The organism is Peribacillus sp. FSL E2-0218, from assembly GCF_037992945.1.
GTDB lineage: Bacteria > Bacillota > Bacilli > Bacillales > DSM-1321 > Peribacillus > Peribacillus simplex_B.
Genome location: NZ_CP150304.1, coordinates 1,339,270 through 1,360,230 on the forward strand (window position 1 = coordinate 1,339,270; position 20,961 = coordinate 1,360,230).

At 41.4% G+C, this 20,961-nt stretch carries 19 protein-coding genes; 12 read left to right on the forward strand and 7 right to left on the reverse strand.

What is annotated here, in order from left to right:
* Nucleotides 1–41: 41 nt before the first annotated feature.
* Entirely contained in the window at nt 42–224 is a 183-nt protein-coding gene (locus MHI53_RS06395; protein ID WP_034314525.1) for a ComZ family protein, read from the forward strand.
* A 44-nt stretch (nt 225–268) separates the two neighbouring features.
* On the opposite strand, the gene MHI53_RS06400 is transcribed toward MHI53_RS06395, so the two are convergent.
* On the reverse strand, nt 269–508 hold the full coding sequence (locus MHI53_RS06400; RefSeq protein ID WP_340373057.1) for a hypothetical protein: 240 nt from the start codon (nt 506–508) through the stop codon (nt 269–271).
* Between the two features lie 324 nt (nt 509–832).
* Here MHI53_RS06400 and MHI53_RS06405 point away from each other — a divergent pair, with 324 nt between their 5' ends.
* The 4 genes from MHI53_RS06405 to MHI53_RS06420 all read left to right on the forward strand — a co-directional run bounded on the left by MHI53_RS06405 (nt 833) and on the right by MHI53_RS06420 (nt 4,804).
* Nucleotides 833–1,768, forward strand: a complete 936-nt coding sequence (locus MHI53_RS06405; RefSeq protein ID WP_061143029.1) for a beta-ketoacyl-ACP synthase III — start codon at nt 833–835, stop codon at nt 1,766–1,768.
* A gap of 49 nt (nt 1,769–1,817) precedes the next feature.
* Nucleotides 1,818–3,056 carry a beta-ketoacyl-ACP synthase II gene (gene fabF, locus MHI53_RS06410; RefSeq protein WP_061143028.1) on the forward strand — a complete coding sequence of 413 codons (1,239 nt, stop codon included), beginning with the start codon at nt 1,818–1,820 and terminating at the stop codon, nt 3,054–3,056.
* A gap of 116 nt (nt 3,057–3,172) precedes the next feature.
* Nucleotides 3,173–3,931: a DUF2268 domain-containing putative Zn-dependent protease gene (locus MHI53_RS06415; RefSeq protein WP_340373058.1), complete on the forward strand. Its 759-nt coding sequence runs from the start codon at nt 3,173–3,175 to the stop codon at nt 3,929–3,931.
* 117 nt (nt 3,932–4,048) lie between these two features.
* Nucleotides 4,049–4,804, forward strand: a complete 756-nt coding sequence (locus tag MHI53_RS06420; protein ID WP_061143027.1) for a YjbA family protein — start codon at nt 4,049–4,051, stop codon at nt 4,802–4,804.
* 580 nt (nt 4,805–5,384) lie between these two features.
* Here the strand turns inward: MHI53_RS06420 and trpS are convergent.
* A complete protein-coding gene (trpS, locus tag MHI53_RS06425; RefSeq protein WP_100533831.1) occupies nt 5,385–6,371 on the reverse strand; it encodes a tryptophan--tRNA ligase in 987 nt (328 codons plus the stop codon).
* A gap of 571 nt (nt 6,372–6,942) precedes the next feature.
* Between trpS and MHI53_RS06430 the strand changes: the two genes are divergently transcribed.
* The gene (locus MHI53_RS06430; protein ID WP_340373059.1) at nt 6,943–8,121 is read left to right on the forward strand and encodes a putative glycoside hydrolase; all 1,179 of its coding nucleotides are present in this window, start codon (nt 6,943–6,945) and stop codon (nt 8,119–8,121) included.
* Between the two features lie 52 nt (nt 8,122–8,173).
* Here the strand turns inward: MHI53_RS06430 and MHI53_RS06435 are convergent, their stop codons facing one another.
* The gene (locus MHI53_RS06435; RefSeq protein ID WP_340373060.1) at nt 8,174–8,362 is read right to left on the reverse strand and encodes a hypothetical protein; all 189 of its coding nucleotides are present in this window, start codon (nt 8,360–8,362) and stop codon (nt 8,174–8,176) included.
* A gap of 96 nt (nt 8,363–8,458) precedes the next feature.
* Between MHI53_RS06435 and MHI53_RS06440 the strand changes: the two genes are divergently transcribed.
* The gene (locus MHI53_RS06440; RefSeq protein ID WP_061143023.1) at nt 8,459–9,040 is read left to right on the forward strand and encodes a GNAT family N-acetyltransferase; all 582 of its coding nucleotides are present in this window, start codon (nt 8,459–8,461) and stop codon (nt 9,038–9,040) included.
* A 101-nt stretch (nt 9,041–9,141) separates the two neighbouring features.
* Here MHI53_RS06440 and MHI53_RS06445 read toward each other — a convergent pair whose 3' ends face one another.
* The gene (locus MHI53_RS06445) at nt 9,142–10,500 is read right to left on the reverse strand and encodes an IS1182 family transposase (RefSeq protein WP_340371447.1); all 1,359 of its coding nucleotides are present in this window, start codon (nt 10,498–10,500) and stop codon (nt 9,142–9,144) included.
* Between the two features lie 951 nt (nt 10,501–11,451).
* Here MHI53_RS06445 and spxA point away from each other — a divergent pair.
* The 5 genes from spxA (at nt 11,452) to pepF (ending at nt 17,905) form a co-directional block, all read left to right on the forward strand.
* Nucleotides 11,452–11,847 (forward strand): transcriptional regulator SpxA, encoded by a 396-nt coding sequence (gene spxA / locus MHI53_RS06450; protein ID WP_034314502.1) that lies wholly within the window; start codon nt 11,452–11,454, stop codon nt 11,845–11,847.
* A 491-nt stretch (nt 11,848–12,338) separates the two neighbouring features.
* The gene (mecA, locus tag MHI53_RS06455; protein ID WP_061143389.1) at nt 12,339–13,007 is read left to right on the forward strand and encodes an adaptor protein MecA; all 669 of its coding nucleotides are present in this window, start codon (nt 12,339–12,341) and stop codon (nt 13,005–13,007) included.
* A 75-nt stretch (nt 13,008–13,082) separates the two neighbouring features.
* Nucleotides 13,083–14,591: a cardiolipin synthase gene (gene cls, locus MHI53_RS06460; RefSeq protein WP_061143390.1), complete on the forward strand. Its 1,509-nt coding sequence runs from the start codon at nt 13,083–13,085 to the stop codon at nt 14,589–14,591.
* 99 nt (nt 14,592–14,690) lie between these two features.
* Nucleotides 14,691–15,902 carry a competence protein CoiA family protein gene (locus MHI53_RS06465; protein ID WP_340373061.1) on the forward strand — a complete coding sequence of 404 codons (1,212 nt, stop codon included), beginning with the start codon at nt 14,691–14,693 and terminating at the stop codon, nt 15,900–15,902.
* Between the two features lie 185 nt (nt 15,903–16,087).
* Nucleotides 16,088–17,905, forward strand: a complete 1,818-nt coding sequence (pepF, locus tag MHI53_RS06470; protein ID WP_340373062.1) for an oligoendopeptidase F — start codon at nt 16,088–16,090, stop codon at nt 17,903–17,905.
* 864 nt (nt 17,906–18,769) lie between these two features.
* Here pepF and MHI53_RS06475 read toward each other — a convergent pair.
* The 3 genes from MHI53_RS06475 to MHI53_RS06485 all read right to left on the reverse strand — a co-directional run bounded on the left by MHI53_RS06475 (nt 18,770) and on the right by MHI53_RS06485 (nt 20,936).
* A complete protein-coding gene (locus tag MHI53_RS06475) occupies nt 18,770–19,636 on the reverse strand; it encodes a ClpXP adapter SpxH family protein (RefSeq protein ID WP_061143426.1) in 867 nt (288 codons plus the stop codon).
* A gap of 23 nt (nt 19,637–19,659) precedes the next feature.
* Nucleotides 19,660–20,064: a globin gene (locus MHI53_RS06480; RefSeq protein WP_061143394.1), complete on the reverse strand. Its 405-nt coding sequence runs from the start codon at nt 20,062–20,064 to the stop codon at nt 19,660–19,662.
* A gap of 212 nt (nt 20,065–20,276) precedes the next feature.
* Nucleotides 20,277–20,936, reverse strand: a complete 660-nt coding sequence (locus MHI53_RS06485; protein WP_061143395.1) for a lytic transglycosylase domain-containing protein — start codon at nt 20,934–20,936, stop codon at nt 20,277–20,279.
* Between the last annotated feature and the right edge of the window lie 25 nt (nt 20,937–20,961).

Consider the following 20,961-nt stretch of genomic DNA (forward strand, 5'->3'; position numbering starts at 1 on the left):
CAACGATCAATGAATTTTTTAAAAGTAAGGAGGAAACGGAAATGAGTTCAGACAAAACACTTGAATTTATGGGGATAGCAATGAAGTACTTCCCTGAGGCTAAAGCGAAACTTGAAGCGAGCGGGATTCCCTTCTCAATGGAGATGGCAGAGCCGTTCATGGAGCTTTTCAAAAGCGTCATGCAAGAGGCCTATGAGCTTGGCAAGCAAGATGCCCAACGTTAATTAAAAGGAAGGCTGTCCGGATTTACCGGCAGCCTTGCTTTTTTTTATTCCTTTTTCAAGAACTTGTCGATCATTGGACTCAGGTTCAGTTTCTCGATGGCTGGCTTGTATTGCCCGTATAAACCCATCAATGTTTCGACGCTTTGCATCAATTTCAGGTAATCAACACTGGATTCACCTTCTTCTAATTCATCTTTCTCCGGTTCTGCTTTCCTGCTGCCGAACATCAAATTCGAAAAATGATCATCCTCGGTCCTATGATTGTTGCGGTTGAAGATATCCATAATCATTCCCCCCTTTCCAGATTAATTATTAAGGGTGTTTTCGCATCCTTTGTTGCTTTTCACCGTAAAGCGGTGTGGTTGGTTTCTCCTCCAATCAACCTTAGATCGTTTCGTATAAAAACAACAATCTTTTCGAAATGAGCCTTCCCTTATTAATGTATGTCCCCAAATCGCCTTGGAATAGGCTCATAACCGAACTCGGAATCCGTTTCTTTTATACTTTCAAACTGTTAGCTCTTGCAAGGAAGTGATTTTTTATATAAAATTAGTACCAGGTAATAATAGATGATTATAATAACTCATTAAATATAAGGGGATGGCAATATGAACGCTGGAATATTAGGGCTTGGCCGCTACTTACCCGAAAAAATCTTAACAAATGCGGATTTAGAGAAAATGATGGACACTTCTGACGAGTGGATCCGGACAAGGACGGGTATCGAGGAAAGAAGAATTGCCAATGATGATATAAATACTTCTGATATGGCTTATGAAGCGGCAAAAGCTGCATTGGAAAATGCGGAAATTTCAGCTGAAGACATAGATTTGATTCTTGTAGCTACAGTGACGCCGGATCAATCGTTCCCTACTGTTGCTTGCATGATCCAAGAGAAATTAGGAGCGAAAAAGGCAGCTGCCATGGATGTAAGTGCTGCATGTGCGGGCTTTATGTATGGAATGATTATGGCACAGCAATTCATTCAAACGGGTGCATACAAGCATGTGCTGATCGTAGGAGTCGAGAAACTTTCGAAAATAACTAATTGGGAAGACCGCAATACGGCCGTTCTCTTTGGTGATGGTGCAGGTGCAGCTGTAGTTGGACCTGTGTCAGAAGGAAAAGGAATCCTTTCCTTCGAATTAGGGGCAGATGGATCTGGCGGGAAGTACTTAATGCAGGAAGGAGAATTCCTCAGCATGAATGGCCGTGAAGTGTTTAAATTCGCTGTGCGCCAAATGGGGGAATCCAGCCTGAACGTACTGGATAAAGCGGGTTTGACAAAAGAGGATGTAGATTTACTTGTCCCTCATCAAGCGAACATCCGCATTATGGAAGCTTCAAGGGAACGCCTTGGACTCCCGGTTGAAAAAATGACAAAAACGGTTCATAAATATGGAAATACCTCTTCAGCGTCCATTCCGATTGCCCTTGTGGAAGAAATGGAAGCGGGAAGGATCAAGGACAATGACCTGATCATCATGGTCGGTTTTGGCGGAGGCCTAACTTGGGGAGCGATCGCCCTTAGATGGGGGAAATAAAAGACAAATAAACGTACGAACTTTTTAATATTGGAAGGAGCCATTTCGAATGACGAATCGTCGTGTAGTAGTAACAGGTATTGGAGCCATTTCTCCAGTTGGTAATGATGCAGAAACAGGCTGGAAGAATATAATCGAGGGAAAATCGGGTGTAGGGCCATTAACACGCTTGAACGCTGATGATTTCCCCGTTAAAGTGGCAGCGGAAATCAAGGACTTTGATATTGAAACTTATATTAACCGTAAAGAAGCGCGCAAGATGGATCGGTTCACGCACTATGCCATTGCCGCATCCGTAATGGCTTATAATGATAGTAAGCTGGAAATAACCGATGAAAATGCTGCACGTATAGGGGTATGGATCGGTTCTGGCATCGGCGGACTGGAGACATTGGAAACACAGCATGAAAACTTTATAAACAGGGGATATAAGCGTGTCAGCCCCTTCTTCGTACCAATGATGATCCCGGATATGGCAGCTGGCCAGGTATCTATCCTGCTTGGAGCAAAAGGAATCAATTCATGTACGGTAACAGCCTGTGCAACTGGAACGAACTCGATTGGTGATGCATTTAAGGCCATCCAACGGGGCGATGCCGATGCAATGATCACAGGTGGAGCGGAAGCGCCAATCACGAAGATGTCGGTTGCAGGCTTCTGTGCAAACACAGCGTTATCGACCAATCCTGATCCGCAAACGGCTAGCCGTCCATTCGATGCGAATCGTGATGGATTCGTAATCGGTGAAGGAGCAGGCATTATCGTTCTGGAAGATTTGGAACATGCCTTGAACAGAGGGGCGAAGATTTATGCCGAGATAGCGGGCTATGGTTCCACTGGGGATGCCTTCCATATTACGGCTCCGGCACCTGGTGGAGAAGGCGGGGCAAGAGCGATGAAAATTGCGATTGATGATGCAGGTTTGAACCCGGAAGACATCCAATACGTAAATGCCCATGGAACGAGTACACCGTATAATGATAAATATGAAACGATGGCAGTCAAGGAAGTCTTTGGCGATCATGCATATAAACTTGCGATCAGCTCAACAAAGTCCATGACGGGCCATATGTTAGGGGCAGCAGGTGGAGTGGAGGCAATATTCACGATTCAAGCGATCAGGGATAGCATTCTGCCGCCAACCATCAACATAGTAACGCCAGACCCTGAATGTGATTTGGACTATATTCCGAATGAAGCAAGAAAAGGCGAAATTAATGCTGCAATCAGTAATTCCCTTGGATTTGGTGGACATAACGCCACGATTCTTTTCAAGAAATATCAATAATTGAAGTGGAGCGGATCTTTTTAGATCTGCTCTTTTTTTTGTACAGTCGTAAATGCGAAGGGGTGTCAACCGCTTTTTGAAATCATAAGATAGTCAAAAAAGCGGAGGGCAGGAAAATGGGAGTTATTTCAACAGATGAATGGCTGAAGAAGGATTTCAACCGCCCGATACAGATGATGGAAAGACTTAAAAGTACGTTCCGCAATTCGATAGATGGAGAGGTGATTTATCAGCACTTATTGAAGCACGGCATGTATTCTCCGAATCAAAGGACTAAATCGACCTGGGAATTTTTACAAGATAATGATTCGTGGAAAAAAACTCAAAATCTATTTACAACTTATAAGAAGATGTGGGGAGGGCCAGATGTGCCCATATATATTTTTCCGCTGATGTCTTCCGGGGTGTGGAAGAAAAAAAATGAAACGAAATCAGGGTTGGCATTTGAAGATAAATTGTTTCTTTTTTATGACTTAAATATAGACGACAAGGAAATGGAGGCTGTGCTGATTCATGAATATCATCATATCTGCCGATTGCATCATTTAGAGAAGGAACAGAAAGAATTTACGCTTCTGGACACGATGATCATGGAAGGGCTCGCTGAACGAACAGTCGAGAGATATTTGGGTACAAAATATTTAGCTAGATGGACCAAGTTATATCAGGAAGATAAACTGCAAGAGTTTTGGAGCAAGCATCTGGAAGGGAAACACACGATAAAGCGCACGGACCCCCTGCATGATATCCTTCTGCTTGGCCAAAAAGAATACCCGCATATGCTAGGATACTGCAGCGGCTTTTATTTAGTGGGGAAATCCGAAAAACGTTCTGTGAAAAAATCATTCATCGTTCAATCTGAAGAATTCTTATAAAGAACGAATCTATCCGTTCTTTTTTCTTTAATCTGTTTTTTTGGAATAGGAATAAATTGTATGATTCCTGCCTATACTGAGTGACAAACAGAAATTTGTTTAAGTGAGGGATGAATGATGCTATATCTTCATGATGTATGGGTTAACTGGTTTGAAGGAGAAGAAAACGGCTATAACATTTGCCATTTTCACGAATGGAGGAAGGATGATGGGATTGAACTGTTAGATCAAGTTCCTTTGTTGAAAGTGTCGGCAACATTGTTCGACTACATAGAAAATGACTTGTCAGAATTGCCTAAGCCGTTGCTGAATGATGTGTATCAAAAAGCATATGCAAGAAAAAATCATGAACGAATTCAGCTTGACTATTGTTTTATCGTAACTGATGGAAATGGGATTCTAGCTGTTGATACGATAGGTTATCATATTCCGATCAGGAAAAGCAGAATTATTCCCCGCCAGGAACAAATTGTTTATGACATGATAGAAAATCATGATGTCCTGGATTACACATTTACTGAAAAACCTACATCTGAAAAAGAATATCACATTTTATCGCCGTCACCTTTATTCATGAATGGTTTGACTAGAAAGGAAAGACAGCTGAAGCAATTACTTTTCATGGCGATGGATCAGCTATTCACGGCGAAAAACACCGCTGAAATCCGTTATTGGTATACAGAATGGGCTCCTGAAAAATATGAGAGCATTCAAGAGATGGAGTTTCAACTAGCGTGGCTTGAGTTATATGAAGAAATGAAGGAGGGCTGGTCGGATAAGCACCTTCAACTTTGCGAGAACTTGGTGAAGGGGCAGCCTTTTTTTGAAAAGCTTTGGCAAGTCGAGGCTGGCGATAGCCCATCGATTTTATAGAAATACTTCAAGAAGACGATCCGGTGCGGATCGTCTTTTTTTTATTGCACTTTGAGTGAACACTAAGCTAGTATTGTCATTGCCTACAATTTTAGTGATTTGTACAATGAGCATTTCATGGCACTGCAGTTGCTCGCTTTCCGCGGGCGGTCCGTGAGTCCCCTCGGCTTTTGACGTACACCCCCATTGTTAGATATGTGTCCAACAATGGGGGTGCACTTCAATTTATTGCCTGCGGGGTCCCACGTAGACCCGCATTTCTAGGCAGGAGGCATGCGCTTTTTGATTATATGCGTTACTAAACAGCAACGGGTTAGTGTAGTTTGTAACATCTAGAATTACACATGATGAGCATCTCTTTTTAGTTGAACAGGTGCCTGGGAATCCTGGAATTCCAAAGCTGTTGCCTTTCCATTCAAGCTGGATCAGCCCCCCCATACACCACTTTGAACAAATGAAGGATTCTTCGAAAGTATCACCATGTGTATGACCAACCCTCTTTAATAAAAACAAAAAAGTTTCGGAATGATATCATTCCGAAACCTTTTTGTCTACAGACAGGGACGATCGTCTTGTTTTTTTATCTTTTTCTGCCAAGTCCCATGCCATTATACATTTTTCTGATCATTTTATTGGCTTCCTTGTTCGCTTTTTCTGCTCCGCGATCGAGGATTTCATCCAATTCAGGTGAATCGATCAATTCATTAAAACGTTCTTGGATGGGAAGGATCTCGGCGAGAACCACTTCAGCCAAATCGCTTTTGAAGTCGCCATACCCTTTCCCTTCGTACATCCCTTCAATCTCTGCATAGCTTTTCCCGCTGAAGATGGAGTAAATCGACATCAAGTTGGAAACTCCTGCTTTGTTTTCTTTATCATAGCGGACAATGCCTTCGGAATCGGTAACTGCGCTCTTAATATTTTTTTCGATTTGCTTCGGATCATCCAATAGGGCAATTGTAGCCTTTTTATTGGCATCGGATTTGCTCATTTTCTTGGATGGCTCTTGAAGCGACATGATTCGTGCCCCTTCTGTAGGCAGGCTTATTTCAGGGATCTTGAAAATCTCGTTGTGCTTTTTGTTGAATCTTTCAGCCAAATCCCGTGTCAATTCAAGATGCTGTCTTTGATCTTCTCCGACCGGAACAACATCGGTGCCATAAAGGAGAATGTCGGCAGCCATCAGTGGCGGGTATGTAAGCAGTGCAGCCGATACCCCTTCCTTGCCAGATGATTTATCCTTGAATTGTGTCATTCTCTCCAGTTCCCCGATATAGGAAATGCTTTGCAAAATCCAGCCTGCCTGAGCATGTGCTGGCACCTCTGATTGAATGAAGATCGTATTCTTTTCAGGATCAAGGCCAATGGCCAAGTATAAAGCAGCTAATGTTTTAATGCTTTGCCTTAATTTAAGGCGATCTTGTGGAACGGTTATGGCATGCTGGTCAACTATACAAAAGAAACACTCATATTCATTTTGTAGTTTCACGAATTGTTTCATGGCTCCGATGTAGTTACCTAACGTTACCGAACCTGATGGCTGTATGCCGGAGAAAATCCTTTTCAACTGCTAGTCACTCCTCTAATTGCGTTTATTGATAAATGGATATTCGCTCTTCATTATTGTAAGGATAAATAGAAAATGAATCCACATTTCTTTGAAAGAAATGGCCGTCCATGAAGGGAAACGATCATTTAAATCTCGTGGAGGGCCATTAGGCCTGTATCGATGCTATTTCTGAGATTACGAAATGTCCACTATACCTGTATTTTAGCATTTATTCATAGTAAATGTATAATCCAATCGGCAAGAAGTATCTTGGCAAATGATTTTAGTTTTAATTTATGCTCATCCTATTTCGATTTGATAATTTGCAGAATTAAAGGAAAATCAAACCGTTTTCTGTATTGCACAATGTCAGGATGATTTTAGGGAAGGCTACACACAAGAGAACGCATTTCATGCGAAGTTTCCATCTTGTGGAGGGTTGGATTTTTATAGGCGGGTAATTTTGTATGGCAGAGTTTTATTAATTTTTTATAATATAGAGGAGTAATGTTGAATCATTGTGGTATTAAAGAAAGGGGTCTTTTGTTTTTGTAGAAAATTGAGATTGATGGCGAGTGAGGTGGAGGATATGAAAACAATGAGTAAATGGTTGATGACAGGTGTTTGCCTTTTCCTGGTTCAACAGCCTGTCCATGCACAAAGCGTGAATGAAACGAGGCAGGTGGCATTAGAAACGAAAGAATTGCCTGTGAATGCACCTCGTTTTGTTTTTGATTCGGGTTTGAAATTCGATTATCCGGATGCAGTGCGAGGAATATATGTCACCGGACCGGCAGCGGGCGGCAGTAAACTGAACGAACTTATTAAATATGTAGATGAAACCGATTTGAATGCGATGGTCGTTGATATTAAGGATGACTGGGGTAACATTACGTATAAAGCCAAAGATTCCGATTCTCCATATGCTGGAATTGGTAAAGACTACATAAAAGATCCAAAGGCAATGCTGAAGAAATTTGAGGATAAAAAAATATATCCGATTGCCAGGGTCGTTGTCTTCAAGGATTCCCTTTTGGCTAAAGAGAAGCCCGAATGGTCCTTTCAAGATGGTGAAGAGGTATGGAAGAATGGCCGGGGCGAGGCCTTCGTTAATCCTTTCCTAAAAGAGGTATGGGATTATAATGTCGGCATTGCCATTGAAGCGGCAAAGATGGGCTTCAAGGAAATCCAATTCGATTATGTCCGGTTTCCTGAAGGGTTCGAGAATAAGGAAGACGACTTGAAGTATGATATGGGTGAATATGATGAGGCGAAAGTGAATCATACAGCTAAACGTGTTCAGGCCGTGACGGATTTCGTAAGTTATGCGAAGAAGCGTTTGGAGCCATATGGAGTGAAGGTATCGGTGGATATTTTCGGATATACCGCTACCCTGCCTGAAGCACCAGGTATCGGCCAAAACTTCACGAAAATCTCAGAGAATGTCGATGTCATTTCCTCAATGATCTATCCAAGTCATTGGACATCTTATTTTGGCATAGATAAACCTGACCTGGAGCCTTATGACCTCGTTACGGAATATGCGAAATTGGAGAAAGGGAAGCTGAAGGAATTGAAAACCCCACCTACTTCAAGGCCGTGGCTTCAAGATTTCACCGCTTCCTATTTAGGAGAAGGAAATTATCAAAAGTATGGCAAGGAAGAAGTCGAGGCCCAAATAAAAGCATTGAACGATAACGGTGTTAATGAATATCTATTGTGGAATGCAGCAAACCGCTATACAAAGGGAGTCGACTATACCCCATGAAAATTGGATGACCGGAAGGAAAGCATTTCGGTCATCCCTTTTTCTCTCTGGATTACCGCTTTTTATTCCCGCCAACTTTATTCCACCCTGACTGAATTCGTTTCGATTGATCGAAAATATGAGAGTGACGTTTCCCGCCCAACCATTTTTCGCCGACAGCATTGGTCACAACGCCATTCACTGCCGTAATGCCAATAACGCAGGCGGCGACCAAAATAAAGTCCGTAAAGTAACTGATCATTACATCCCTCCTAATATTTTCAAGTTGTTATTGATTCTATTGTAGTGGATAAGAGAAAGCATTGAAAGTAAAAACAAGTGAAAAGGAGATGGAATCATGAATTGGTATGAAAAATTAAATCAATATTTCCCTATCGAGGAAATGAAGTCCAAAGAGCATATAGACGTCCTATTGAAGGATAAGAAAGAAATATATATAAAAGATGAAGGGCCTGACCATGTTTTATTATATGTTGAAGGAGAAGAGTTTATATTCATCGATTATCTATTTGTATCCAAGAATTCACGGGGGCAGGGATTGGGAAGGAAATTGATTCAAAAACTGCAAGCGAAAGAAAAAACGATTTTATTGGAAGTCGAGCCAATCCAAGAAAATGATGACGATTCCTTTAAAAGGCTGCGGTTTTATAAAAGGGAAGGATTCGAACATGCCTCCTCGATCACCTACAGCAGGAAATCGCTTGCCACCATGGAGAATACCCCGATGGAAATCCTATATTGGCCGTCAGATCCCTCAGTTGGAGAGGAAGACGTATTCGATTTCATGAAAGAAATTTATTCTGAAATCCATACCTACAAAGATGACGACCTTTACGGCAAGTCTTATCAAAATGTCGAGGACGTCCTGAGCCTGAATGCCAAGCAGGAAACGAATATTTTTAAAGAGATGGAAGTATAAAAACAAGGGCCGGTCATTCACCGGCCCTTTTGAAATTCCTTTGAAATTCCTTTGAAATTTTGACCAAAGGTTACGAGATTTGGGCTCTTCGAGCCACTATGTTAAGCCGTTTTAGGACCTTGCCATGTCCAAGTGGCCATCTTCTTTACATTCATGGCAGCGAAAGTAAGCATCGCCTGCATCGACAATTTTTTAAGTCCCCTTAAAGTAGTCCAACGCATACCATGCTTTTCTTTTGCATCTGCGAATACACGCTCAATCGTTTCTTTGCGTTTCGCATATATAGGTTTTACCTCTTGATGATGACGCAGATGATCTGCTTCTTCCACATATGCTTGCCAGATATGCCGTGTCACTACTTTTTGATGGTCTTTGCTTTCCGTACACCGTGATAAAAATGAGCATGTTGCACAAATTTGTTTGGGCGATTTGTACTCGCGATAGCCCTCTTTATTTGTTGTTGAGTACTTTAAAGTTTCTCCCGAAGGGCAAAGGTAACAATCAAAGTGTTCATCGTAAACATAGTCATGTTTGCGAAAGAATCCTTCTTTTGTACGAGGACGTGTATAGGGTAAAGCAGGTGTGATTTCTTTGTTAAATAGGTAGCTTGTAATCGCTGGTGTTTTATAAGCTGCATCTGCGGCAACTGCTTCTGGTTTTCCAACTTTCTCAATCACTTGCTCAACAAGTGGCTCCAAAATATGACTGTCATGTGTATTACCAGGTGTTACAATCGTTCCCAATACAAAACCGTTGCCGTCTGCGGCCGCATGGAATGAATAGGCAAACTGTTTTGTTCGTTCATCTTTCACATAGTAGCCACTCTCAGGATCCGTAGTACTTTCTTTAATTGCTTTGGTTTCTTCCTTATCAAATTTATCTGGTGGAAAAGGCTTCTTTCCATGGTTTTCACGATCTTGATTGATTTCTTCTTGAAGACGTCCTTGATACGCTCGTGTTTCTTTACGAACGATTTTCTTTTCAAATTTCCGTTTATTCGCACTGGCTTTCACATGTGTGGAATCCACGAAAACGTGTTCTACACTTATTAACTTTTTATTAGCAGCTGTCATTAAAATGCGACAGAAAATCTGTTCAAACAGGTCTGTATCTTTAAAGCGTCGCTCATAATTTTTTCCGAACGTAGAGAAATGAGGTACTTTATCATGGAAACCATAGCCTAAGAACCAACGGTAAGCCATATTGGTTTCAACTTCTTCAATCGTTTTACGCATGGAACGAATACCGAAGGTATATTGAATGAAAGTCAGTTTAACTAAAATAACTGGATCAATACTTGGGCGTCCTACCTCTGAGTACATATCTTTCACCAAGTCATAAATGAAAGTGAAGTCAATGGCAGCCTCCATTTTACGAACCAAATGGTTCGGTGGCACCAGTTGATCTAAAGTAATCATTTCAAGTTGATCTCGCTGAATAGAATCATGTTTAGAAAGCATCCTCATCACCTCAAGTTTTAATCCTTCAATTTTAAAACAAAAATGACTCCAGTCAAAAGTGTTCTATCTAAATGGTAAGACAAAGTTGATTGGAGCGGGTGTTCGAGACTCCTGCGGGAAAAGCGCGTCTAGGGGAGACCCCGCAGGCAAAGCCGAGGAGGCTCCCCGACCGCCCGCGGAAAGCGAGTGCCTGGAGTGGAAATCAACGTCTAAATTGTACAGGCCATAAAAATAGACAAACTCGATTTTCATCGAGTTTGTCTACAGTCTGCAAGGGCCGGTCATTCACCGGCCCTTTGATTTGTGAAAAAAGAGGGAAACGGGCCGAAATAAATACGCGGAAGCCCGAAAAAAGGGAGAAGCCGGCCGAAAAATTAAGCGGAAAGAGAGCGGATATCAGGAAACAAGGGGTTTTTTTCTGCAGCCACTGTCATTTTTTATAAGGAATGGAATAGGTATAGCTTCTCGGATGGAAATGACGCTGCCTTCTGGGGCTTTCGAATTCCTTTTTTTTACTTTTTGAAGAGTGTGTGCTAAAAGAAGCGTTTTTCATATGAAAGCAGGGATTTGGCCGTCATTAAAGAAAATATATTTAAAGGCTTTTGTTTATTGAAAGGGAAAGGGGGTAGATACAAGTAAAGGGAAAGTAAAATATATGAGGGCCGAATTGAGAGTTAAATGAGAATGACAGCCTGGTATTTTCAATTAGGAAAATGGATTGATAATGTATTACATAAAAATCAGAAAAAGCTATAGTACAGGCAAAACAAGAAGATTTAAAGGGTTTTTTCAAATATCAAAAAGGGTATTCATTTTAAATAAAATAGTGTATAATAAGGTTTATGAAATACTTATTTAAAATTATTTCAAATTAGAGTGGTACTTATGAATACTAATAGTAGATTTCCCCTCATAGATCACCGATTCTATATTTAGGGAGTGTGAGTAAACATGGTAACATTATATACATCACCTAGTTGTACTTCATGCAGAAAAGCAAAAGCATGGTTAGAGGAACATGAGATTGGATATAAAGAACGGAATATTTTTTCAGAACCGTTAACGATCGATGAGATCAAAGAGATACTTCGAATGACTGAAGATGGCACCGACGAAATCATTTCAACACGGTCAAAAACCTTTCAAAAGTTAAATGTGAATTTAGAGAGCCTGCCTCTTCAAGAATTATATAAATTGATCAAGGAAAATCCTGGGTTGCTGAGACGTCCGATTATCCTTGACGAAAAAAGGCTTCAAGTTGGTTACAACGAAGATGAGATAAGACGCTTTTTACCGCGTAAAGTCCGTACTTTCCAGTTGCGTGAAGCACAGCGCATGGTCAACTAATAAAAAGGTCTTTCAAGCTCTGCCAGGAATTGTGCAGGGCTTTTTCTTTATACATAATCGATTCTTTTTCGCTTTTTCCTTTTGTAATCGGGTACAATTATCGATTCTTAGTCAAAAGTGGATGTTTGGTGTTTCCGGGCATATCCTATATTCAGTCTTCATTTAAAGATTAAAGATGAATGAGGTGCACCTCATCTTATATATTGGGCATCATAAGGCAGTGCGGGAAAATGACGGGGTGCACGGTGAGAGTTGCATGCCGATGAATTTTTTTATAGAATGAATGGAATATTAGGCAAACAATTGTTTTTTAGATAAGTAATGTTTTTTATTTCCCTTCTTCAAGGTTTTGTCATAAAATGATGTAAAATAGTCTGTTCAACTGACTAACATGATTTAGAGTATTCACTTACGGGTAAAGAGCTTTAAGGGCAATTTTCGCTTGGGGGTTATTATCCCTTCAAAATGAGAAAGGAAGGGAGAGGGGAATCATGGAAATCGAACGCATTAATGACGATACAGTTAAATTTTATATTTCCTATATAGATATTGAGGAAAGAGGCTTCGATCGCGAAGAAATTTGGTACAGCCGTGAGAGAAGTGAGGAACTTTTTTGGGAAATGATGGATGAAGTGCATCAAGAAGAAGAATTCATGATTGAAGGACCTTTATGGATTCAGGTTCAAGCTCTTGAAAAAGGCTTGGAAGTATTGGTCACAAAAGCCCAGCTTGCCAAGGATGGTCAAAAACTCGAGCTGCCTCTTTCAGATGATAAGTTAAAGGATTTGAATGTATCGGATAAGATGGATACGCTTCTTGATCAACATTTTCATGGTAAGGATGAAGAAAGCGGCATGACATTCGAAGACGGTATGATTGAGTTCATTACAACTTTCGAAGATTTCGAAGATGTCATTTCATTAAGCAAGCGTCATGGCTTGGATGACTGGACAACGAAACTTTATGTTTATCAAAATAAATATTATCTATATATCGAGTTTTCCGAGGCGGAAATCGACGAGGAAGAAATCGATAATGTTCTAAGCCTTTTATTGGAATACAGCCAGGAGTCACCAATAACGGTGCATATGCTTGAAGAGTACGGGAAAATAGTTATTGAAAATGATGTATTCTCAACGGTCGATAAATATTTCGCCTAAATGTTGAGGCCGATTTCAGTAGAAATCGGCCTTTTCCACCTATGTGCCTGCGTTAGTTAATTGGAGGTAGCTTATGTGAAGAATATAGTTGGCATCACCCTGCTTTTCCTCTTGTTGGTCTGCCCTTGGTTTTTCCTTATGAATGAAGCCAATGGCGGATTTGTTTTTTATTCAAGCCTTACTTTGACCCTTTTTTTGACAATAATTGGATTTGTCATTTTCCTTGAAAATAGGAATCCATCCCAAACGATTACATGGCTTGTTGTTTTTGGTGCTTTTCCATTCCTCGGCTGCATTTTTTACTTTTTGTTTGGCCGTAATTTCAGGAAAGAAAGGATATTTCGCAAGAAGTATTTCTTGAATAAGCAATCTTTCGTGAAAATAAGCGGAGAAGCGGAACATCACGAACGGATAAAGGAAATGGGCGAAAGCTCACAGCAGTTAATCACCCTTGCGAATAGGCTGGGGAATAGTCCCATTTCATTTGTAACTGAAACGCGGATTTTAAGGAACGGTCAAGAGACATTTTTCAATATTATCGAACAATTAAAAAAGGCGAGACATCATATTCATTTGGAATATTACATCGTCAGGGATGACGGCATCGGCTGTACGTTAAAGGATGTCTTGCTGCAAAAGGCGAGTGAAGGGGTGGAAATCCGTTTTCTCTATGATGCGGTTGGTTCCTGGAGGCTGGCTCGTTCCTATATCGATGACCTTAAGCAGGGTGGAGTCGAGATGGTCGCATTTGGACCTTTGCAGCTTCCTTTTTTAAACAATACGTTCAATTTCCGTAACCATCGAAAGATCATTGTGATTGATGGTTCTGTCGGATTCGTGGGCGGACTCAATATCGGAGATGAATATTTGGGTCACGATTCAAAATTTGGTTATTGGCGTGATACTCATCTTATCGTAAAAGGAGAAGCGGTCCGGACATTACAGCTCATTTTTTTACAGGATTGGTATTACAGCACCAATCATAGCTTTTTAACGGATGAATATCTTATGGCCGACATGCCGCCCCTAGATGATCATGGCGGAGTCCAATTGATTGCCGGCGGTCCGGACAGTGAGTGGACGGTCATTAAAAGCATATTTTTCAAGATGATCACTTCGGCAGAAAAGTCTGTCTGGATCGCTTCCCCCTACTTCGTTCCTGATGACGATATCCTTCAAGCGTTGAAGGTAGCCGCTTTAAGTGGTCTGGATGTCAGACTGTTAGTGCCGATGAACCCAGACAAACGGATCGTATACCATGCTTCGAGAACCTATTTTCCGGAAATGCTTGCTTCGGGGGTGCGCATATTCCAATATAGTGAGGGTTTCATGCATAGTAAAATCATCATTGTTGATGGTCAGTTGGCTTCGATCGGGACAACCAATATGGATATGAGAAGCTTTCATTTGAATTTCGAGGTCAATGCCTTTCTCTACAGAACGGAAAGCACCCAACAGCTTGTTAATGATTTTGTGGAGGATTTGAAGGTATCTCAAGAGGTGGAAATGGATGCGTTTTCCAAGCGTAATGTTGGATTGAAAATACTTGAATCCACCTGCCGATTACTTTCACCGCTTCTTTAAAGGATGCCGTTTCCGTTATATGCCGATCAGGCATTTTTTTTTTGAATTGAAAGGGATTGATGGAGGTGCAAGCGAATGTTATGTGGGAGGAGGAGATTTATGCTGACTGCGATAAAAAAAGATGGAACATGGATTACCCTTCCTGAAAAGATGCCAGCTAACTTGCTGATGCAATGGAGGAGATCGGGGAAATATTACTGTCCATGCTGTAAATCGGAAATGTCGATAAAAGCCGGAGAGGTCAGAATTCCCCATTTTGCACACAAAAATAATCATTCGTGCCATGCATCCTCGGAACCGGAATCCGCCTATCATTTAAGCGGAAAACGAAAATTGTTTCAATGGTTTTTGTCACATGATTATCAAGTCGAACTGGAAGCTTACCTTCCTGACATTAAGAAAAGGGCCGATATTTTGGCAACGGTAGGAGGCATCCGCTATGCAATCGAATTCCAATGCTCGACCATCCCCGAGATCGAATTCATTGACCGAACTGAAGCCTATCGAAGCATGGGCATCAAGCCGATTTGGATTCTTGCGGCAAATTGCCTAAAAAGGAAAAATAAGCATGAATTCCAGTTATCCGATTTTCAATGGCTTTTTGTCACTGGCAGTTACCAGCACCCTTTCCTGTGGATGTTCTGTCCCGAATCCAACCAATTATCAGCATTAAAGAACTTAACGCCTTTTTCCCCCAGAACCGTCTTTGCCGAATTGACGACTGCTCCTTTGAAGTTCCTTACCCCTCATAAATTAATACCGCGAAAATGCTCCCGCTTCCCTTTTCTTCCTGCTTGGAGACAAAAACGAAAGAATTGGTGCCTGCATGTCGTGAAAAACGCACGCAGAGGCGACCCTTTTCTTAAAGGGCTCTACCTACACCGTTTGGCGGCTGCAACCATTCCAGTTGAAATAGGGATTCCCGTTAAGGGGATGTTATTGATCAAGACTGCGGCAGTTGAATGGCAGGCATGGATTTACATGGATGTGTTTGGAAAGAAAAGACCTGGGGAAATGATTTACATGAAGGATGTTATCCGTCATTTCCGGAATCATGCAAGGACTGGAAAAATAAAATTCAGGACGTTACCATTGCTTCATGATAAGTCTGCGGAATATCCATTAAGGCAACATCTTCTACTATTGGAGAACATGGGCTACATCATGAAGGTGGCCGAAGGTGAATTCACCGTTGAAAAACGCATGTCCGTTCCCTCGAACAGTGAAGAAGGACAAATGCTGGAAGAAACTTTCTATCATGAGCATAAGTTGATGATTGAAAAGGGAAATATCCAGTATAATGAGGGGTGATACTCTTTTGTCCTTGAATTGAGGAGAAAGGGCAGGATTATTTTCGTTAATGGAGAAATAGTAATAAGACTGGGGATTATAACTCGAACAAAGCATGGATGCCCTGGTACCGACTGAAGTGTTTGATCCGGTGTCATTTGATTGGCCGAGTGGCAAGTTTCTATAGAATGGAGAGGGATTTTTTTATGGTGCAGGAAACAAAAGTGAATACTTTACCGGCAAGAAATGAAATAGCTGCTGAAGATACTTGGAGACTTGAGGATATCTTCGCAACCGAGGAAGATTGGGAAGCTGCCTTTAAAGAAGTGAAAGAGGATCTCAAAAAAGCGGATGCACATAAAGGGATGCTTGGCGAGAGTGCAGAAAAGTTATTTGCCGCTCTTCAACTTCAAGATGAAGTGTTCGAAAACCTGGGCAAAGTGTATTCTTATTCACATATGCGCAATGATCAAGATACGGCCAATCCTTTTTACCAAGGGATGGAAGACCGGGCGAAAGCTTTATATGCCCAGGCAGCCGCCGCATTTTCCTATATGGTTCCGGAACTGTTGAGCATCGATGAAAGCAAAGTGGCGGGGTTTTTGGAAGAAAAAGAAGAACTGAAACTCTATAAACATTCATTAGAGGAAATAAGTCTTCAAAGGCCCCATATCCTAACGGCAGAACAGGAAGAATTATTGGCACAGGCATCAGAGGTACTCGATGCATCAGGCAATACATTCGGCATGCTTAACAATGCTGACTTGAAATTCCCGACGATCAAGGATGAAGAGGGAACTGAAGTGGAGATCACGCACGGACGGTATATCCGTTTTCTTGAAAGTGAAGACCGCCGTGTACGCGAGGAGGCCTTCAAAGGGGTATACAGCAAGTATGGAGAGTTCCGCAATACCTTTGCCTCTACCCTGTCTGGAGAGGTCAAGAATCATAACTTCAATGCAACGGTTCGGAAATATGATTCAGCACGCCATGCCGCTTTAAGCAGCAATAACATCCCGGAGACCGTATACGATAACCTTGTCAAAACGGTTAATGACAATCTGCCGCTGCTGCACCGTTACCTTGAATTGCGTAAGAAGGTACTCGCTTTGGATGAACTTCATATGTATGATCTATTCACTCCGCTCGTAAAAGAAGTGAAGATGGAAGTGACCTATGAGGAGGCAAAAGATTATGTCCTTAAGGGTCTTGCGCCTCTAGGCGAGGATTATTTAAATGTGTTGAAAGAAGGGTTTGAAAACCGTTGGGTCGATGTACATGAAAACAAGGGGAAACGAAGCGGCGCCTATTCCTCCGGTACATATGGCACGAATCCATACATTTTAATGAATTGGCAAAATAACGTCAATAACCTATTCACGCTCGTTCATGAGTTTGGGCATTCAGTCCATAGCTACTATACACGCAAATGTCAGCCATATCCATACGGGAACTACTCGATATTTGTTGCGGAGGTCGCCTCGACTTGCAATGAAAACTTATTGAATGATTATTTACTAAATACGATTGAAGATGAAAAGAAACGCATTTATTTATTGAATCATTATCTTGAAGGCTTCCGTGGAACATTGTTCCGTCAAACGATGTTTGCGGAGTTTGAACATACGATCCACTTAAAAGCGCAGAATGGGGAAGCGTTGACAGCCGATATGCTCACGAAGGAATATTATGAGTTGAATAAGAAATACTTTGGCGAGAATGTGACCATTGATGAGGAAATCGGGTTGGAATGGGCACGCATCCCACATTTCTACTACAATTATTATGTTTATCAATATGCGACAGGAATCAGTGCAGCAACAGCCCTAAGCAAGCAGATCCTTGAAGAAGGCGAACCAGCAGTCACAAGGTATTTGGAATTCTTGAAATCGGGCAGCTCCGACTATCCAATCGAAGTACTCAAAAAGGCTGGAGTCGATATGACAAAAGCCGAGCCTGTACAAGAAGCCATGAATGTATTCGAAGAGAAGTTAAATGAATTGGAAGAGCTATTGAATCAATAGGATACAGAAGGGACCCGGCAAGCTCCGGGTCCTTTTTGGGATGTAGGTTATAATCCTTTAAACCGATTCCTCTGATTCCTGCTGTGAAGGATGATGAAAAAAACAAAAAATAAAATGGGCGAGGAGAAATAAAGGGGAATGAGGTCCATGATTCCGAGTAGCTGGACAAATAACGATCCTATCAAGAGTATCAGTAATATAACGCCTTTCAAAATGGCACCTCCAACCTGATGCAGAAAAAAGACCTCTGCTCCTATAGTAGATTTTATGTCTTGGAATAAGCAGTATTCTAAGAATATGACAAAAATGTGAAATGTCGCACAAAGTTCTTGCAATTGTCGTGCATAACCTGCTATAGTACAGATATAGAAGTTCTCACATCCCAAACATATACCCCTTTGTTTGAAAGTCGTGAAATTTCTCCCATCCCCTTTATTCGTATAAATAGGAAAAACCCTGACAGATTTTACGATTTGTCGGGTTTTTTTTTGTTGAATTGCTTAATAATTGGGTATATAAGTAAAAGAGGCAACCAGTAATGAAAAGTAAAAGTTTTAAAATGCATATAAATGTGATTTATTTCACAAGATAGAGCTTGTTTTTTAATAGGTGTAAATAAATGAAATCATAACAAAAAACTTGTTATCGCAAGGATGGGTGAAGATAAACATCGATTATGTGAACAAATTGTGAAATGTTACACAAGGACTTGATACGTGGATGGGTTATCTGTTATAGTTACTATTGTGAAGTGAATCACATACAAACTTATACCCCTTTGTTTGATCGTGAAAAATTTCTCCCATCCCCTTATTTCTTATATAAAAAACCATGCAATCGTTCGATTGCATGGTTTTTCCCTTTTCATGATTGCTTCTTTGTATATCTCCAGAACGTCCCATATTTAGCTGGAATTTTCTCAGCCAGCTGTTTTAATACAAGCTTCTTCATTTCCAGTTCGACGTTAGTTTTGTTCATATTATAGACCGTTTCGATTTCCTTGGTCGCCACGAGTTTGAAGCAGCTTAAGAAATCTTCAAGAGAGGGCGGTTTGGCAGGTGCCGGAAGGCCATTCAGCATATCTTCTAAAATTTGAACATATACCTCGTAAGAATAGACGCCCGAAACCTTGATTCCTTCTTCTTCGATATTTTGATTGAAGAAGACAAGTGAAGGGATTTCCGTCACTTCCATTTCACTTGTGATTTTCAGATCACATTGAAAGCCCTTGGCAGCGCTTGACGAGTTGATGTCGTATAGGAATTCCTCGACATCCAATCCAACCATTTCGGCACACTCCGTCAAAACATCGATATTGGAAATGTCCTTTTTCCCGATGAATACATATTCTTGAAGCTGCCTTAAGAAGCGAATGGCCAATTTCCGGCCCTGTAATTCAGCTGCTTTTATGGCGATGGAAGCAGTATATGGAGAAGAGATTGGGTTTTCGGACCAGAGGCTTCCGTCACAGGACATTCCCGAGCGGCTGGCCGTCTTTTCCCAAACTTGAGCAAGGTTTTCATAATTTTTATTTTTCCCCATATTAAGAGAATCAATTTTACCGCTTAAAACATGGCGTAAGCTGAATAACTGACCATATTCTATCTGTAATTTTCTAATAATTGGTTCTAAGCCCCAGCATTCGGGACAAAGCGGATCAACAAAAACATAAATTTCAATTGGCTTTTTTCCTATATCATAGCAATGCTGTGTTTTAATCCAATCGGAAATATTGAAAACTGGTTTATGTGCGCTCAACTGCCTTCTCCTTTCCCGTCCATACCGGATGTATTGATCATATGCTGTGCCGTCAAATAGAGGCGGTGATAGAAAAATTCCCTCATTTCACCCTTAAGTCCCACTTCGTCCATGGCATGATACATGCATGATAACCATGCCTTGGCACGTTCTGGTGTAATTTCAAAAGGCATATGTCTTGCCCGCAACATGGGATGGCCATGTTCTTCGGTATATAAAGACGGACCGCCTAGATATTGAGTCATGAATTGTTTTTGTTTACGGACCGTTTCCGTTAGATCGTGAGGGAAAATCGGCTTCAAATCAGGATGTTGACTAACGTTGGAGTAAAACACATCAATTAACCTGTGTAATTGCCCTTCTCCAATTATTTCATATGGTGTAGGGTTTCCCTGCATCATGTTGATTACTCCTTTTAAAGAAAAATGGTTGATATTATTCATATTTTATCAATGACGTCCTGATATAACAAATATATAGCTTGAAGAAAATTTTACATCTGTAGTATGACACAGCGGGAGAAGGGGGGGAAGCCGGGTCTAGGTTGCACTGCTGGAGGTAGTGAGTGAACATGAAAAAACTGACCCCCGAATACTAGAAGGGTCAGTTATCATTAACTTAAAAATGTCCCGTAAACGCTTTGAACATAATTCTTTGTTTCTTTGAATGGTGGAATGCCGTTATATTTATCCACATTTCCCGGTCCTGCGTTATAAGCCGCAAGGGCGAGTTGGATGTTTCCGTCATAACGGGCCATCATCTGGCTTAAATATTTACTTCCGCCCATGATGTTTTGTTCGGGATCCGTGGCATCATTCACTCCAAGGCTTCTGGCGGTTGCGGGCATTAATTGCATAAGCCCGGCCGCGCCGGCGTAACTGACCGCTTTAGGGTCAAAGTTCGATTCCTGTTTGATGACCGACTTAATCAGCTTTTCCGGGAGCTTATACAAAGTGGCTGCCTGGCTGATGATTTCATCGTAATTTGATCCGGTTTCGCTCATCTCCCGTCCTGCCGGGGCAGGGGAGACAGGGGTGTTGGGGACCATCGATGCTGCGTCCCTTGATTGAAGGATGGAGTTCGCTTCCGTTTCCACAGTGGATAATAACGAACCCAATCTTTGCGACGCGCCGTCTAGCGTATCACCCGATACGAGTTCAGACAGCATGTCCTGAAAAATCGATTGCGATGAAGGCATATTTGTATGGTTTTTATTTGTGAATGGCTGTAGGGCCTGCAATTCGATAAAAGTTTTGAAATCCTGTACTTTCAAACTCCTCACCTCCGATTGTGGTTCA

Coding starts and splice junctions, on each gene's coding strand:
- MHI53_RS06435 (WP_340373060.1), bottom strand. CDS start 8,362: ATGATCAGTTACTTTACGGACTTTATTTTGGTCGCCGCCTGCGTTATT.
- MHI53_RS06430 (WP_340373059.1), top strand. CDS start 6,943: ATGAAAACAATGAGTAAATGGTTGATGACAGGTGTTTGCCTTTTCCTG.
- fabF (WP_061143028.1), top strand. CDS start 1,818: ATGACGAATCGTCGTGTAGTAGTAACAGGTATTGGAGCCATTTCTCCA.
- MHI53_RS06400 (WP_340373057.1), bottom strand. CDS start 508: ATGGATATCTTCAACCGCAACAATCATAGGACCGAGGATGATCATTTT.
- MHI53_RS06415 (WP_340373058.1), top strand. CDS start 3,173: ATGGGAGTTATTTCAACAGATGAATGGCTGAAGAAGGATTTCAACCGC.
- MHI53_RS06480 (WP_061143394.1), bottom strand. CDS start 20,064: ATGATGCAGGGAAACCCTACACCATATGAAATAATTGGAGAAGGGCAA.
- pepF (WP_340373062.1), top strand. CDS start 16,088: ATGGTGCAGGAAACAAAAGTGAATACTTTACCGGCAAGAAATGAAATA.
- MHI53_RS06465 (WP_340373061.1), top strand. CDS start 14,691: ATGCTGACTGCGATAAAAAAAGATGGAACATGGATTACCCTTCCTGAA.
- spxA (WP_034314502.1), top strand. CDS start 11,452: ATGGTAACATTATATACATCACCTAGTTGTACTTCATGCAGAAAAGCA.
- mecA (WP_061143389.1), top strand. CDS start 12,339: ATGGAAATCGAACGCATTAATGACGATACAGTTAAATTTTATATTTCC.
- MHI53_RS06445 (WP_340371447.1), bottom strand. CDS start 10,500: ATGCTTTCTAAACATGATTCTATTCAGCGAGATCAACTTGAAATGATT.
- MHI53_RS06420 (WP_061143027.1), top strand. CDS start 4,049: ATGCTATATCTTCATGATGTATGGGTTAACTGGTTTGAAGGAGAAGAA.
- MHI53_RS06395 (WP_034314525.1), top strand. CDS start 42: ATGAGTTCAGACAAAACACTTGAATTTATGGGGATAGCAATGAAGTAC.
- MHI53_RS06405 (WP_061143029.1), top strand. CDS start 833: ATGAACGCTGGAATATTAGGGCTTGGCCGCTACTTACCCGAAAAAATC.
- MHI53_RS06440 (WP_061143023.1), top strand. CDS start 8,459: ATGAATTGGTATGAAAAATTAAATCAATATTTCCCTATCGAGGAAATG.